The sequence below is a fragment of the Cohnella caldifontis genome, assembly GCF_029360585.1.
GTDB lineage: Bacteria > Bacillota > Bacilli > Paenibacillales > Paenibacillaceae > Cohnella > Cohnella caldifontis.
Genome location: NZ_JAQZSJ010000017.1, coordinates 93,031 through 107,534 on the forward strand (window position 1 = coordinate 93,031; position 14,504 = coordinate 107,534).

Below are 14,504 nucleotides of genomic sequence, written 5' to 3' on the forward strand. Positions count from 1 at the left end.
CGCATGGCGAACATCAAGACAAGCAGCAACGTCTCCCGGGGATTCAACAAGACGGTGATTTATGTCGTCTGCATCGTACTAGCCCTGCTCAGCATCATGCCGTTTTTGATCATGTTCGTCAACGCCACGCGTTCCACGCCGGAAATCCAAAGCGGTCTCTCGCTCATTCCGTCGGTACATCTATCGACGAACTGGGACGTCCTGGTGGGCAAAACCTTCTCCCCCTTCAAAGGGCTACTGAACTCGTTCATTGTCTCCGCCGGAGCGACCCTATGCGCCATTTATTTTTCTTCACTGACCGCGTACGGGCTCATGGCGTACAACTGGAAAATGCGCCAGCCTTTCTTCACGTTCATCATGTGCGTCATGATGATTCCCGCGCAAGCCAGCTCTATCGGTTTTTATCAGTTCATGTACAAGTTGCATTGGACGAACAGCTTCCTGCCGCTGATTCTGCCCGCGATCGCAGCGCCGGCCGTCGTGTTCTTCATGCGGCAATACCTGCTCGCCACGCTGTCGATGGAGATCGTGGAGGCGGCACGTATCGACGGATCGGGCGAATACGCCACTTTCAACCGCATCATCCTGCCGATGATGATGCCTGCGCTCGCGACGCAAGCCATCTTCATCTTCGTGTCCACCTGGAACAACCTGTTCCTGCCGCTGATTCTGCTAACGGACAAGAGCAAGTATACGCTGCCGATCATGGTCAGCTTGCTGCGCGGCGACGCTTACCGAACGGAGTTCGGCTCGATTTACCTGGGCTTGTCGCTGACCGTGCTGCCGCTGTTCGTGATTTACTTCCTGCTGTCGCGGTACATCATCGCGGGCGTGGCGCTCGGCGGAGTGAAAGAGTAACGGTTCAAGGCACGATTCAACGAATACGCAAGGGGCCATCCATGACGGATGGCCTCTTCTCTTACTCATTCGGATACACCTTTTTCAAAAGCTCGATCGCTTCTTCTATGGTGAGACCAAAGGATTTGTAGTAGGAAGCGTCGCCGGCCATTTGCTTCAGGATCATTTCGTTTCGTATTTGCAGCCTCTGATCCGGTGATAAATCGGCTACGAAACAACCTTTCCCCGTGATGGTATGGATCAAGCCGCGACGCTCCAGATCCTCCCAAGCTTTCTTGACGGTGATGACGCTGATGCGTAGCTCCTGTGCCGCTTGCCGGATCGGCGGCAGACAGTAACCGGTTTCGAGTTCGCCTTTCAGAATCTGGGCGCTGATCTGCTCGAAGAGCTGCTGATAAATCGGTTTTTCGGATGTGCTTGAAATCGCGATGTTCATTGGATTTCCACTTTGAGGAATCGTTTGATCGCCATTCGATAAGCGATGATGGCAAATCCGACGAAGATCACGATTCCCGCGATCAGGATGAAAGTCTGCCATACCCTATGCTGGACGTCTGTCCCGTAGAAAAGGTCGGACATCAACGGACTCTGGATTCCGAGCCACTGGGCGATTCCGGCGAACAGCATGGCGGCCGCGATGGCCGCGATCGTCGCCCCGCCGAATTTGTAGGCCGTCCTGTAATACATAGGGATAAAGACAAGGTTGAAGATCGCCATCATGACAAAACACAATCCCCAGAAGCCCATGTTAGGCGGGTAGAAATAGTAGGTCAGATCCGGGTACAAGCGAATCGTGATCAAACCGAAGATCATGGCGGCCACGATATGCAACAATTCAAGGCCGGCGATCACGGTTATTCTTGCTTTAACGATGTCTTGTTTCGTGACGGGCATCATGGAGGTCATCATCAAGTCGTTATTCACCCTCAACTGGCCGAATACATTCGGTACCGTGATCCAACAAAAATACAAAGGGACGATAAAATAGATCCAACCGGGAACGAGCATTAAAGCCCCGAACAGAAAAGGCATGACCAGAAACATGAAATGGATGCTCAATTTCAAATCCTTGATGACCAGGTTATACATGCAAATCCTCCTTCTTCGCGAAGTAAATCATGATCTCCTCTAGATTCGGCGTAGCCGTCTGGATGCCGGAAGAAGGATCGTAATCGCCCGCATGGATCAATCCCGTGAAGCCGAATGAATTCGTTTTATAGGAAATCAACCGCTCCTTTACCTCGTTCAATTGGCTTGCGGTACCGTTCAGCAGGAGATACGATTCCTTGAACTCTTCTTTCTCGGCGCTTCGCACGATTTGCCCGTTTTCGATAAAAGTGATGAAATCCGCGCACTTCTCCAGGTCGGAGGTAATATGGGTCGAGAAAAGGATGCTGATTTCGCCGTCTGAGACAAGCTGTTGGAAAATCTCCAGCAAATCGTCCCGGGCCACCGGATCCAGCCCGCTTGTCGGTTCGTCGAGGATGAGAAGCTTCGCCCCATGGGATAAAGCCAAGGCAAGGCTGTATTTGACCTTCATCCCGATCGACAATTCGGCGATTTTTTTGTTTTCATCCAATTTGAATCTTCGCAGGTAGTCGGAATAGGCGGCATCATCCCAATGCGCATAGAACTTCTTGATCACGCCGGTCAACGTCTTCACTTTGCTCCGAGTATAGAAATCGATGCCGCCTAAGGCGTATCCGATCCCTTGCTTCAGTTCAAGCTCGTGATCGGCCATGTTCTTGCCCAGAACATAAACCTCGCCGCCATCGATATGAACCATGTTCAAAATCGACTTGATCGTGGTGGTTTTGCCCGCCCCGTTGGCGCCGATAAAACCCATGATATAGCCCTTTTCCAATTGAAGCGATACATCCTTGAGCTGAAATTTTTCATACTTTTTATTCAAATTCCTAACGTCTAAAGCCAGCATATCGAACCTCCTTTAAAAAAATTGTGTATGTCGTGTATGCACAATATAACACGATGAATATTAGCTGTCAATCGTTACCATCGCCCTGCTTTTTGCGAGCAAAGTTTATCGCTCATAAGGATATCGGTTCGGAGAAATACTCTTTATGGATAACTTAGGAGGTGAAAGATAAAGTGAGCACGAAAACCAAACCCGATAAAAACAACCCCCAGAACAGCCCGTCGCGATCGAACGACCCTAACAATCAAGGGAAACCTAGAGCGCAACGCTGATCCTGATCAGCCCGGTAACGATTCGGCATGCAAAGTCAAACCCGGGGAGCGCATCATCGCAGAACGAAAAAACGCCGGCCTCGTGAGGCCGACGTCTTCGTACGGGGATCGCGCGAGGCTGGCGTTCCCCCGCTACTCCTTTACCGCGCCCAGCATGATGCCGGAGACGAAATATTTTTGCAGGAACGGGTAAACGGCCAGCATCGGGACCATGGCGATGAACACTTTGGCGGCGTTGAGCGTCCGGTTGGACAGCTCGGACAGCTTCTTGTACTGCTCCGGGGTAAGGTTCGTGCCGACCGGAATGTTGACGACCAGCTGTTGAATGTACGTCTGCAAAGGATATTTGTCGGACGTGTTCATCAGCACCAAGCCGTTGAAAAACTCGTTCCAGTGGTACACGCTGATGAACAGCGCTACGGCCGCCAGCACGGGGATCGAGCACGGAATATACACCCGGAACAAAATGGACCACGGACCGGCACCGTCCACGATCGACGCTTCGTGGAGATCCTTCGGCAGGTTGCGGAAGAAATTCATGATCAGGATGACGTTGAAAATCGGCACGCCGCCGCCCAGCACGAGCGCCCAGTAACCTCGGTCGTGCAAGGATACATTTCGCCGCATAAAGTCTTGAGGCATTCGGCACGTATAAGCGGTTCTCTCTCCCCTATTCCATGCTTTCCTTCGCTTGTACCAGTAATCGGTGCACGTAATCCGCTTTGTCGTCCGAATAAGAGAGCAGCGTCGTATGGCCTTTGCGAATGGCGCCCAACTTTCTTTCGCCGTATTGGCTGGCTATATCCGGGTTATTCCTTAGGTAATCCCGGATGAGCAGGTTGTTGACCCATTGCTCCCCGTTCCAGATGACGACCGCAAGATTATAGGCATGTTCCCGGCGTTTACGAAAATACAATCTTCCCTTTACGCCGGCTTCTCCGAACCCTTCATAGCCGAGTCGGATGAGTCCGTTCGTTATGGAGCCGTTCAACTCCAGCGACCTCACGCCGATCAAGACGTCAATAATCGGTTTGGCCCACATTCCCGGTACCGACGTACTGCCAAAATGCTGAATATCGACCGCATCGTCACCGAAAACTTTCAACAGATGGCCTTTCTCCTCCTGAAATAACGTCGTCCATTCCTCATCGTAAGGAACGACGCGAATCCTCTCATCCAATTCCATCCTTAACTCCCCCCTTGAAGATGATGTCGAATGTCGTATAATAATATCGTTTATTATAGTAAACCGTTTGTGCGACTAATAGTAAACTTTCGAAACTTCAGGTTTACCATACGTAAAGAGAATGAGAGGTTCCCATGGAAATCGGTTCTAAAATCAAAGCGCTGCGGTTGCGGAAAGGGCTCACCCAGGAGGAACTCGGCGAGAGAACCAATCTGACGAAGGGCTACATTTCGCAATTGGAACGCGACTTGAACTCTCCCTCGATCGAAACCTTGTTTTCCATCCTGGAAGTGTTGGGCACGACGCCTAAAGAGTTTTTCGACGACGGGATGGGCGAACCCAAGATCGTCTACCCTGCCGGCGAGCAAACGAATGTTTATTCGGACGACGACAAGAAGTACAGCCTCCGATGGCTCATTCCGACCTCCAACGAGAAAGAGATGGAGCCCGTCCTGATTACGCTGGCCGCGTCCGGCGAATTCAAGAGATTCGAGCCTTCGCTGGCCGAGACGTTCATCTACGTATTGAAAGGGAAAATCCGCCTGCTGCTCGGCGAGGAGCCGTACGTCGCCCATCAAGGGGATTCCCTCTATTACGAAGCCAAAATGCCTCACCAAGTCGTCAACGCATCCGATGGCGAAACCCGCATCCTATTGATCGCGACACATTCTTACTTGTAGGAGGTCCAGCATATGGCCAACCAGCCGATCATTCGCTTCGAACGCGTCTCCAAATCCTACGGCGGCGATACGGACGTGCTGAAGGATATCAACTTCGAATTGGAACGCGGCAAATTCTATACGCTGCTCGGCCCGTCGGGCTGCGGGAAAACGACGATCCTGCGGCTGATCGCCGGGTTCGAGAAACCGACCGGCGGCAACGTGATCATTGGCGGCGAGCGCATGAACGACGTGCCCGCGAACAAGCGCCAAGTCAACACCGTATTCCAAGACTATGCGCTGTTCCCCCATCTGAATGTGTTCGAGAACGTCGCGTTCGGCCTTCGCGTGAAGAAGCAGAAGGAAGCCGAAGTGCGGCGGCGGGTGGCCGAAGCGTTGAAATTCGTCAACTTGAGCGGCTACGAGAAGCGCGAAATCGGGGAAATGTCGGGCGGCCAGCGCCAACGCGTGGCAATCGCCCGGGCCATCGTGAACGATCCGGAAATCATTTTGCTGGACGAACCGTTGTCCGCCCTGGACCTGCAGCTTCGAACGGAAATGCAGTACGAGCTGCGCGAGCTGCAGCAGCGTCTCGGCAAAACGTTCGTCTTCGTCACGCACGACCAGGAAGAAGCGCTGGCGATGAGCGACGAAATTTTCGTGCTGAACGAAGGGCGAATCCAGCAATCCGGCACGCCCGTCGATATCTACGACGAGCCGATCAACCGGTTCGTCGCCGACTTCATCGGGGAATCCAATATCGTCGAGGGCGTCATGATCGAGGATTACAAAGTGCAATTGGGCGGCAAAATCTTCGATTGCGTGGACCGGGGAATGAAGCCGAACGAGAAGATCGACGTCGTCATCCGTCCGGAAGACCTGACGATCACCTCCCCGGAACAAGGGAAACTGGTTGTCCACGTGCGAACGCAGCTTTTTCGGGGGGTCCACTACGAGCTGTCCACTTATGACAAAGACGGCAACGAGTGGCTCGTGCATTCGCTGAAGAAGGCGGAAGTCGGCGCGTTGATCGGGCTCGATTTCGAGCCGGAGGCGATTCACGTCATGCGGTTGAACGAGACGGAAGAAGAATTCGATAAACGGCTGGAATCCTATGGAGACGAAGACGATGTCCGCTAAATCTAGATCGCGAGCGCCGATCGTTCCCTATGCCGTCTGGATGGTCTTGTTCGTCATCGCGCCTATCGCGCTGGTTCTCTACTATTCGTTTCTCGATCTCGATCGGCATTTTACGTTAGCCAATTATCGCAACTTCTTCTCGTCGGCTTATCTGACAATGACGCTGACGAGCTTCTGGTACGCGGCGATCATTACGTTCTTCACGCTTCTGATCTCGTACCCGACGGCCTATCTGCTGACCCGAACGAAGCATAAAAACCTCTGGCTGATCCTGATCATCATTCCGTCCTGGATCAACCTGCTGCTTAAAACGTACGCCTTCATCGGCATTCTCGGCCTGCACGGACCGATTAACGCGTTGCTGGAAACGCTTGGCTTCGATCCGACGCAGATGCTGTTTACGGACTTCAGCTTCATTCTCGTCGTGGTATATATTTTCATCCCGTTTATGATTTTGCCGATTTTTGGTTCCCTGGATAAATTAGATCGGTCGCTTGTCTACGCCGCCCGGGACTTGGGCGCTTCCGGCTGGGACACTTTCCGGCGCGTTATCTTCCCGCTGACGATCAGCGGGGTCAAGTCCGGGATCCAAGTGACCTTCATCCCCGCGCTGTCGCTGTTCATGATCACGCGCCTGATCGCCGGAAATAAAGTCATCACGCTCGGAACGGCGATCGAAGAGCAGTTCCTCGTCGCCGACAACTGGGGCATGGGATCGACGATTGCCGTCTTCCTCATTCTCGTGATGGTGTTGATCATGATGGCAACGGGCACGAGCCGGAAAGGAGGCCGCGCATGACGAGCAAGCTGTCCCTGGGCGGAAAGGCATACCTGGCGCTGATGTTCCTGATTCTGTACGCGCCGATCTTCTATTTGATGCTCTATTCCTTCAACAGCGGAGATTCCATGAGCGGGTTCGAGTCCTTCACGCTGTCGCATTACGCGGACGTATTCGCCGATACCCGCCTCATCGTGATTCTGCTCGACACCGTGCTGGTCGCGCTGCTGTCGGGCTTCATCGCCACCGTCATCGGAACGCTGGGAGCGATCGGCATCGTGTCCGTCCGCAACCGGTGGTGGCGCCATACGCTGCTCTCCCTGAACAACGTGCTCATCGTAAGCCCCGACGTCGTCATCGGAGCCAGCTTTCTGATCCTGTTCACCTTAATCGGAGCGAAGCTGGGCTTCGCCTCCGTGCTCCTCTCGCATGCCGCGTTCAGCGTGCCGATCGTCGTGCTGATGGTGCTGCCCAAGCTGCTGGAAATGAAAACGTCGCTGATCGACGCCGCGCTGGACCTCGGAGCGTCGAGGCGGGACGTGCTGACGCGCGTCGTGCTGCCGATGATCCAGCCCGGGATTTACGCCGGGTTCTTCATGGCGATCACGTATTCGCTCGATGACTTCGCCGTCACCTTCTTCGTGACCGGGAACGGCTTCAGCACGCTGTCCGTCGAGATCTATTCCATGGCGCGCACGGGCATCACGCTGACGGTGAACGCGATTTCCACCTTGGTCTTCCTCGCGACCTTGATTGTCGTTGCCGGCTACTATTGGGTGACGAACCGCGCCCGGGCAGCCGAAGCGGAGGTGAGAGCATGAAGTCGCTCATCCGTTCCTCCATCGCCGTGCTCGTCGCCTGCGCTCTGCTCTTTTACGCTTCGTATACGTTGAACGCGACGAGCAACGCCGGCGGCGCCGGGGTGATCACGGTGTACAACTGGGGCGAATACATCGATCCCGATCTGATCACGCAATTCGAGGAGGAAACCGGCATCCACGTCATCTATGAGACGTTCGATTCCAACGAAGCGATGCTGACGAAAATTCAGCAAGGCGGCTCCGCCTATGACGTCGCTGTCCCGTCCGAGTATATGGTCGAAAAGATGGCGGAGGAAGGGCTGCTCCTTCCGCTCGATCCGTCGAAAATCCCGAATTTGGCCCATATCGACCCGTACTTCCTGAACTTGCCCTTCGATCCCGGCAACCGGTATTCGATCCCTTACTTCTGGGGAACGCTCGGGATCGTCTACAACCCGAACCTGGTGCCGGAAGGTCTGACCTTCGATTCGTGGCAGGATCTATGGGACCCGGCGCTGAAGCAGAAGGTCTTCCTGTACGATGGCGCCAGGGAAGTCGTCGGCATGGGGCTGAACAGCATCGGCGAGTCGCTGAACGTGAAAGACGAGGCGCTGCTGCGCCGGGCGACGGATCATTTGAAGACGCTGGTGCCGAACATCAAAGGGGTCATCGGCGACGAGATCACGCCGCTCATGGTCAATAACGAGGCCGCCGTCGCGCTGACGTTCTCCGGCCAAGCCGCCGACATGATGGCGGAGAACGAAGACCTGGAATACAGCGTCCCCCGGGAGGGCTCGAACCTCTGGTTCGATAACTTCGTCATTCCGAAGACGTCCAAGAATATCGAAGGCGCGCACGCCTTCATCAACTTCATGCTGGACGCCGAGGTCGGCGCGCAGAACGCGGACTACGTCGGCTATTCCACGCCGAACGCCGCGGCCATGGAGCTGATGGACGAAGAGGTCGTGACGGACGAGCGATTTTATCCGACGGGCGAGCAGCGCAAAAACCTCGAAGTCTATCAGAACCTCGGCCCCGAGTGGATGGGCAAGTATTCGGAGTATTTCATGGAGTTCAAGATGGCGTTGTAAGTTGCGAGATGACAAGAGCCAGGCCGCGATGGCCTGGCTCTTTCGTTTGCGATCATGAAATTTTAATCCGACTAAGTTCATCCAGCAAAGCCGGGCGGTTGGGGTACCGTTGCCGCAGACTCTCCACGACCTGCTTAGCCTGCTGCCGCCCCCCTGCCTTTAGAAGCTCGCGGATGAGGCTGCATCCTTTCTTGTACTCCTTTCGATTGGAAGCCTCTTGCATGGCATGTCCGATCTGCTGTTCGAAAACACGATACACTTCCTCCGGGTACTTCCCAATCAAATGCTTATAATAATCAACTACGGTGCGGGGGTGCCGACGGACATATTCCAACAGCTTCTCGGTTTCCTTCTCTTCGATTAACAGCTTCACGTACGTAGACTCCGCAAGCCAACTCCGATCTTTGGCAAGTTCGGCCATCAATCGGGCATAAACCTCCGGCCATTCCTCCGGTGCGTACAGTCCCCTCAGGTTTGCGTAATATTCGTACTCCCCGGAAGAGGCGAATTCCTCGGCCAATTGGCGGCGAAGCTCCAGCTGGTCCGTTAATTCGTAGATTCGGAGCCTAAACTTCTTCCACTTCACAACGAGTCCCGGATAACGCCGCTCGGTATCCTGTCGTTCACCTTCCAAGGCGTAAGTTAAGGCTTCGTCTAACCGCCCCTCTGAGATCGCCCTTGCGGATGGCTTCCTCCCGTACCTCGGTAAGATCCATGTTCAGTTCGCTCGAAGATAGTCGGCAGCGCTCTGCTGTCCATCGAATCGCTCAATGAGACGATATTTCAGCATGGCAACCTCTCGGGTAAAATAGGAGTCCCACTCGTTTATGCCGTCTTGGTCCTCAAACTTTCGTACGCAATCCTCCCAGAGCTGCCTGGTCCCGGCGTCCTCTACAAGATGAACGGCGCTTTCCAACAGGGATATTCGCCAGTCTCCCAGTTTCCCAAGCCGAGTTTCCTTTAGAATCATGTCGAGCAACAATCGTTTTTCTTTAGATGACAAAGTGTCGGAGGTCTTTGCCGTTGCGGCGGCAATCAAACCTAACGTCTCCTCAATCAAACCTCCCACGATGCCGTCGGAATCGTCGCACATTTGCAAAAGATCGGCCATTTCTTCTATCACGCAAAAGCCGACTCGCACCGCTCGAAGGGAATCCCCTTCGTTCAGCGCTTGACCGGCTATCCTCAACACCGTCTCTGCTCCCTGGACGGAACCGGAAACATTGCGATAAGGGACAAAGCCGCGATCCGCATGCATCTTCACGTATGACCGAATCAGTTTAACGAATGGCTCCTTCTTCAATTGCAATGGGATCGTCTCCCTCATCATAGAGATAGCCGCTTATTCACTTAGTATAATCCATTTCGACGTCATTGCGGTCCCATGAAATAAAGCCCCATCTATCGACGGGGCTTAGCCATGCTTCAATCCAACAACTCCGCTGCGCCGGCAACTAGGCACCAGACTCAATGTTGTCTTTAAAAGAACTCAAAAAATCGACCGTAAGCCCGGTGGCTTACGGTCGTCGAATAAGCTATCATTTCCTAACGCTTCGAAGCTGCCTGAACTGCTCCGTATGCCCAGTGCGTTCGGGGAACGTCCGAATAATAAGGCGTTGCACCATCGTTCGGATTGATTTGCAGCAGTTTATTGACGATGACGACCGCTTCCGCGCGGGTCAACGTTCGGTCCGGACGGAACGTGCCGTCCCCGTAACCGCTGATCAAGCCGGCGGTTTGCGCCTTACGAATGGCCGCTTGCGCCCAATGGCCGTCCGTGTCCGCGAATCCGCCCCCTTGCCCTGCGGCATCCCCGGCGCTCCGGATAAGCAAGGACAGCAGCGCCGCCATCTCCGCGCGCGTAATCGGCTTGTCAGGCCGGAAGGTGCCGTCCGGATAGCCGCTCATGAGGCCGCGCGCCGCCGCAACGCGGATGGCATCGGCAGCCCAATGGCCCGCGGGGACGTCGTAGAAAGTACCGGTCTCCTTCGTTTCACCCGTAGCATCATCGGCGAAAGCTTGGACGAGAATGGCCGCCATCTCCGCCCGGGTCATGCTTGCGTTCGGTTTGAACAGCCCGCCGGCATAACCGGAGATGTACGGTTGCGGCTTCTGCGTCTGCGGAGGTTGCCCTTCTTTGCTGAATTCGTCCCAGCCCGCCACCCGGACAACGGCAAACGTGCTGAACTTGTTCGCTTCGAACGAGATCCTCGGTTTGCCCCCCGGCCCGTCCTGCAAATACTTGCCGCGCACCAATTCCACGGTTCCATCGCTATGCTCGACGTACACGCCGATATCGGATACCCCCGTATCGGCCGGCAGCGTCAGCGTCATTTTCCGGTTCTGCCAATCGGTCGCGATATCGACGGGATTCCCGATGAGTGTCACCGTACCTTGGCCCGCCGCGGATCTCAAGACCGTCGACTTCTCCGCGCGTTTCTGCAGCTCCGATTTGCGATCGGTGCTGGTCAGCGGCGTGACCGACAGTTGAATCGGATCCGCCGCGTTTTGAAGCGATCCAGCCGGAATCGCGATCTCCGCATCCGCTGTGCGAAGCCCAAGAGAAATCCCGGCACCGGCCAGCGCCCCCGCCGCTTCCTTGGACATCCGGAGAACAAGCTCCGCCGACTCTCCCGAAACGGACGGCAAGACGATGCTCAGACGGGATTCCCCCGCCGCCTTCAGCTTGGATGCCGCTTCTTCGGCGTAAGACCCCGTAAGCTCCAGCGTATCCTTCACGGTTCCGTCCGCCAGCGTCTCACGCCGGACGTTCAACGTTCCGAGCTGAACTCCTCCGACGGTCACGCTCACGCCGTAGGTATTCGAAGACGTTCCTCCGCCTCCGCTGGCAGACGGAGCGGTCGGTGCCGATGGCGTTACGGAAGCCGAAGCATCGGATTCCGGGGATGGGCCATTGGCGTTGATCGCGGCTACCGTGAAGGTATAAGCCGTTCCGTTCGTCAGGCCTGTCACCGTAATGGGGCTGGAGGAGCCGGTGGCCTCTTTGACGTTACGTCCATCTTGCCATGCCGTAACCCGATATCCCGTAATCGGGCTGCCTCCATCGCTCGCGGGTGCGTTGAAGCTCACCGACGCCTGGCCGTTGCCTGCCGTTGCTCTTACGTTCGTCGGTGCCCCAGGCACCGTACTTGGCGTCACCGGGGCCGGTTCCGGTGTCACCGAAAGAGACGAATCCGATGCCGGCGACCAGCCTTTTTCATTGTAAGCTTCCACGGTAAACGTATAGGCCGTGCCGTTCCGGAGCCCCGTCACCTCGATCGGACTGGACGCTCCCTCGACCTGCTTGACTGCAGTCGATCCCGCCCAAGCCGTCACCCGATAGTTCGTAATGGCTAGCCCGCCGTTGGCCGGTTCGTCGAAGGATACGGTCGCCTTACCGTCACCCGCTATAGCGGATAAGTTATAAGGCTTGGCCGGCACCCTGCCCACATGCGTCCATTCGTACGTCTGCGCTTCGGCGGAAGGTCCTTGCGCGTTCATCGCGACGACTTTGAATTGATAATCTCCGCCGTTTCGCAACCCGGTTATGACCGCCGAGGTTGCCCCCGGACCCACGGTCACCGAAATGGGGGCCTCCGAGGAGTTGCCTGGAATCGTCGTCACCCGATAACCTGTGATGGAGCTTCCGCCATCGCTTGCAGGGGGCGTAAAGCTTACCGTGGCTTCTTCGTCACCGCCTACCGCCGTTACGTTGGTCGGAGCGCCCGGTACCGTGGCCGGGGTTCCCAACAATGCCTCCGATGGCGCGGAATCCCCGCGGGCGTTAACCGCCACTACCGTAAACGAATACACATGTCCGTTCATTAAGCCAACAACGGTGATCGGCGACTCCGTTCCCGTCATGCTTCTCGTTGGAACATTGTCTTGTGATGTCGCGAGAACCGTATAGTTCGTGATCCGGCTGAATCCATCGCTGGCCGGCGGTTCGAAGCTAACCGTCGCCTGGCGGCTGCCGACCACAACCTCCTTAATCGTCGGCGCTCCCGGCACCGTCGACGGCACGAAAGTCTTTGCTGCCGTTGGGAGAGAAGTTCCTACGCTATTGGTTGCGGTTATCGTGAGGCTATACGTCTGACCGTTCGTCAATCCCATCCTCATATAAGGGGTTTCGGTCGTGTGCTCGACAATATCTTCTCCGGTCGATGGATGGATAGTGACCGTATAGCCTGTAATCAAGCTGCCGCCGTTATTCTCAGGCGAGTTGAAAGAGACTTCAACTTTACCGTCGCCCGGGGAAACATCCGTGATTACCGGCGCGTCCGGCACGGTTACGGCGGTCGTGAACGTCCATTCAATGGCCGGGGTCGGGGTGCCATTCAGGTCGACGAAAGTCCCCGCTTCCGCAACGGCCCGGTAGCTCGTCCCCCCTCGTAATGGCACTTCGACGGTCGCGACATTCCCCGATACCTTCAATTTCTCGCTGCTGGCATCCACGCGCTGGCATTCCGTCGAATCCGTCTTGCAAATTTCGATGAAATGTTCGGCAATGCCTTGAACCGTTTTACTGAACGTGGCCGTCAATTTCGCGTTTACCGGCACCTCCGTCTCGTTCGGCGCCGGATACTGAGCCGTAACGGACGGAGGCGTCAGGTCCGGGAGGTAACCGATCACCTTGGGTGCATAATGATTGTCTTTGTCCAGATAAGCCACATATGGTGTGCCGTCCGCTCCGATCGCCAGCGATAAGGACGAGGCATTCGCCGGTAATTCCGATGCTTGGCCGAGTTCATTCCAAATGAATCCATCCCATTTAAGCACGTGAATCTTGTTCCCCTCATCCGGTCTGCCGACGTAAGCCAATACAGGCTTCTGATCGAGGGGATCGATGGCCATGGCCGGCCCCTCACCTCCGTCGGAGTTAAAATCGTACGACCACCAATTTGTCCCGTCGTACCTCTTTACCCCCGTGACGCCCGTATTTACGGTATCTGCGTTCAAGTAAGCCAGGAACAAGGAGCCGTCGCCTGCCGCCCGGATCACGGCGTAATTGCCTCTTTCCATCAGACTTCCGCTCGGCACCGCCGTCCAATTTCCAGCGCTGATTCTGCTCTTGATGCGCGGCAATTCACCGAGGGCATAATCCGTATAAGCCACCGTCGGCTTGCCGCCCGCATCCAGGGTCACCGAGGGGGCCATCCCCCTTGAATCGGTTACAGCCTCGGGATCCGACCACACGCCATTCTCAAAAACCCGCAGCATCGCTTTATAAGTGTAGGAGCTGCCACCGCTGTCTTCATAGGCCACATAGACTTGGTCATCCGCCGAGACCGCGATATCAGACGCTATGGCCGTATTCGCCGACAGTTCCGCCTCCCCCAGGAATCCCCAATCCTGCTGTTCGTTCATCCAGAGTACTGCCGGGTGTTGTCCGATCGAATTGAGAAAGGACAAATAAGCCCGGCCGCTCGGCGAGATTGCCAGTTTCAAATTGCTGCCGGGGCCAAAATCGTTCCCGTTGTTTCCCGCCATCTGCCAACTGCCTGACGCCCACTCTTTGATTCTGATTTGCGAGCTATCATTATCGTTGAATGCGATATACGGCGTATTGCCATAAGTCGCGATCGTAACCGAATTGGCGGACACGGAATCGTCCACCGCGCCTGAGCCCAGCAGCTGCCAGGACCTCGCCCCCGCTGCCGCGGCCGCTTTCCCGACACCGATATCCCAAGTAAGTCCAAGCGTCTGCCAGATCACCAGCGCCGCCAGCGCGGCCGACACGACTCGTTTCCAATTGAATGCGAGCATGATTGCCATCTCTCCTCC

General features: G+C 55.6%; 13 protein-coding genes and 1 pseudogene. 6 read left to right on the forward strand and 8 right to left on the reverse strand.

The genetic code is table 11. The features are described 5' to 3' along the window. The first annotated feature begins 3 nt into the window (after nucleotides 1-3). Nucleotides 4-858: a carbohydrate ABC transporter permease gene (locus tag PTZ19_RS19950; protein ID WP_276356986.1), complete on the forward strand. Its 855-nt coding sequence runs from the start codon at nucleotides 4-6 to the stop codon at nucleotides 856-858. A gap of 61 nt (nucleotides 859-919) precedes the next feature. Here PTZ19_RS19950 and PTZ19_RS19955 read toward each other — a convergent pair whose 3' ends face one another. The 5 genes and pseudogenes from PTZ19_RS19955 to PTZ19_RS19975 all read right to left on the reverse strand — a co-directional run bounded on the left by PTZ19_RS19955 (nucleotide 920) and on the right by PTZ19_RS19975 (nucleotide 4,252). Further along, nucleotides 920-1,294, reverse strand: a complete 375-nt coding sequence (locus PTZ19_RS19955) for a GntR family transcriptional regulator (protein WP_276356988.1) — start codon at nucleotides 1,292-1,294, stop codon at nucleotides 920-922. After that, on the reverse strand, nucleotides 1,291-1,947 hold the full coding sequence (locus tag PTZ19_RS19960) for an ABC-2 transporter permease (protein ID WP_276356990.1): 657 nt from the start codon (nucleotides 1,945-1,947) through the stop codon (nucleotides 1,291-1,293). The genes PTZ19_RS19955 and PTZ19_RS19960 overlap by 4 nt, the downstream gene beginning before the upstream one ends. Further along, nucleotides 1,940-2,794 carry an ABC transporter ATP-binding protein gene (locus PTZ19_RS19965; RefSeq protein WP_276356992.1) on the reverse strand — a complete coding sequence of 285 codons (855 nt, stop codon included), beginning with the start codon at nucleotides 2,792-2,794 and terminating at the stop codon, nucleotides 1,940-1,942. Before PTZ19_RS19965 ends, PTZ19_RS19960 begins: the two co-directional genes overlap by 8 nt. Nucleotides 2,795-3,198: 404 nt before the next feature. After that, nucleotides 3,199-3,657 (reverse strand): annotated as a pseudogene (locus tag PTZ19_RS19970) (carbohydrate ABC transporter permease); the annotation flags it as partial. Between the two features lie 79 nt (nucleotides 3,658-3,736). After that, nucleotides 3,737-4,252 carry a GrpB family protein gene (locus PTZ19_RS19975; RefSeq protein ID WP_276356995.1) on the reverse strand — a complete coding sequence of 172 codons (516 nt, stop codon included), beginning with the start codon at nucleotides 4,250-4,252 and terminating at the stop codon, nucleotides 3,737-3,739. Nucleotides 4,253-4,386: 134 nt separating this feature from the next. Between PTZ19_RS19975 and PTZ19_RS19980 the strand changes: the two genes are divergently transcribed. Genes PTZ19_RS19980 through PTZ19_RS20000 form a run of 5 tightly spaced genes read left to right on the forward strand, consistent with a single transcriptional unit; the run spans nucleotide 4,387 to nucleotide 8,720 of the window. Further along, on the forward strand, nucleotides 4,387-4,932 hold the full coding sequence (locus tag PTZ19_RS19980; protein ID WP_276356996.1) for a helix-turn-helix domain-containing protein: 546 nt from the start codon (nucleotides 4,387-4,389) through the stop codon (nucleotides 4,930-4,932). A gap of 12 nt (nucleotides 4,933-4,944) precedes the next feature. Continuing rightward, nucleotides 4,945-6,051 (forward strand): ABC transporter ATP-binding protein, encoded by a 1,107-nt coding sequence (locus PTZ19_RS19985; RefSeq protein ID WP_276356999.1) that lies wholly within the window; start codon nucleotides 4,945-4,947, stop codon nucleotides 6,049-6,051. Continuing rightward, on the forward strand, nucleotides 6,026-6,850 hold the full coding sequence (locus PTZ19_RS19990; RefSeq protein ID WP_276357001.1) for an ABC transporter permease: 825 nt from the start codon (nucleotides 6,026-6,028) through the stop codon (nucleotides 6,848-6,850). The genes PTZ19_RS19985 and PTZ19_RS19990 overlap by 26 nt, the downstream gene beginning before the upstream one ends. After that, nucleotides 6,847-7,650: an ABC transporter permease gene (locus PTZ19_RS19995; protein WP_276357002.1), complete on the forward strand. Its 804-nt coding sequence runs from the start codon at nucleotides 6,847-6,849 to the stop codon at nucleotides 7,648-7,650. Before PTZ19_RS19990 ends, PTZ19_RS19995 begins: the two co-directional genes overlap by 4 nt. Further along, nucleotides 7,647-8,720, forward strand: coding sequence for an ABC transporter substrate-binding protein (locus PTZ19_RS20000; RefSeq protein ID WP_276357003.1), 1,074 nt, complete (start codon nucleotides 7,647-7,649; stop codon nucleotides 8,718-8,720). The genes PTZ19_RS19995 and PTZ19_RS20000 overlap by 4 nt, the downstream gene beginning before the upstream one ends. Nucleotides 8,721-8,772: 52 nt before the next feature. Here the strand turns inward: PTZ19_RS20000 and PTZ19_RS20005 are convergent, their stop codons facing one another. From PTZ19_RS20005 to PTZ19_RS20015, 3 genes are all read right to left on the reverse strand, one after another. Further along, nucleotides 8,773-9,240, reverse strand: coding sequence for a hypothetical protein (locus PTZ19_RS20005; protein WP_276357004.1), 468 nt, complete (start codon nucleotides 9,238-9,240; stop codon nucleotides 8,773-8,775). Between the two features lie 198 nt (nucleotides 9,241-9,438). Continuing rightward, on the reverse strand, nucleotides 9,439-10,029 hold the full coding sequence (locus PTZ19_RS20010) for a hypothetical protein (RefSeq protein ID WP_276357005.1): 591 nt from the start codon (nucleotides 10,027-10,029) through the stop codon (nucleotides 9,439-9,441). Nucleotides 10,030-10,265: 236 nt separating this feature from the next. Continuing rightward, a complete protein-coding gene (locus PTZ19_RS20015; protein WP_276357007.1) occupies nucleotides 10,266-14,486 on the reverse strand; it encodes a fibronectin type III domain-containing protein in 4,221 nt (1,406 codons plus the stop codon). Nucleotides 14,487-14,504 lie beyond the last annotated feature (18 nt).

Bases quoted from the DNA above. Each gene is read 5' to 3' on its own strand.
- PTZ19_RS19950 (WP_276356986.1), top strand. From the start codon at position 4: ATGGCGAACATCAAGACAAGCAGCAACGTCTCCCGGGGATTCAACAAG.
- PTZ19_RS19955 (WP_276356988.1), bottom strand. From the start codon at position 1,294: ATGAACATCGCGATTTCAAGCACATCCGAAAAACCGATTTATCAGCAG.
- PTZ19_RS19960 (WP_276356990.1), bottom strand. From the start codon at position 1,947: ATGTATAACCTGGTCATCAAGGATTTGAAATTGAGCATCCATTTCATG.
- PTZ19_RS19965 (WP_276356992.1), bottom strand. From the start codon at position 2,794: ATGCTGGCTTTAGACGTTAGGAATTTGAATAAAAAGTATGAAAAATTT.
- PTZ19_RS19975 (WP_276356995.1), bottom strand. From the start codon at position 4,252: ATGGAATTGGATGAGAGGATTCGCGTCGTTCCTTACGATGAGGAATGG.
- PTZ19_RS19980 (WP_276356996.1), top strand. From the start codon at position 4,387: ATGGAAATCGGTTCTAAAATCAAAGCGCTGCGGTTGCGGAAAGGGCTC.
- PTZ19_RS19985 (WP_276356999.1), top strand. From the start codon at position 4,945: ATGGCCAACCAGCCGATCATTCGCTTCGAACGCGTCTCCAAATCCTAC.
- PTZ19_RS19990 (WP_276357001.1), top strand. From the start codon at position 6,026: ATGGAGACGAAGACGATGTCCGCTAAATCTAGATCGCGAGCGCCGATC.
- PTZ19_RS19995 (WP_276357002.1), top strand. From the start codon at position 6,847: ATGACGAGCAAGCTGTCCCTGGGCGGAAAGGCATACCTGGCGCTGATG.
- PTZ19_RS20000 (WP_276357003.1), top strand. From the start codon at position 7,647: ATGAAGTCGCTCATCCGTTCCTCCATCGCCGTGCTCGTCGCCTGCGCT.
- PTZ19_RS20015 (WP_276357007.1), bottom strand. From the start codon at position 14,486: ATGCTCGCATTCAATTGGAAACGAGTCGTGTCGGCCGCGCTGGCGGCG.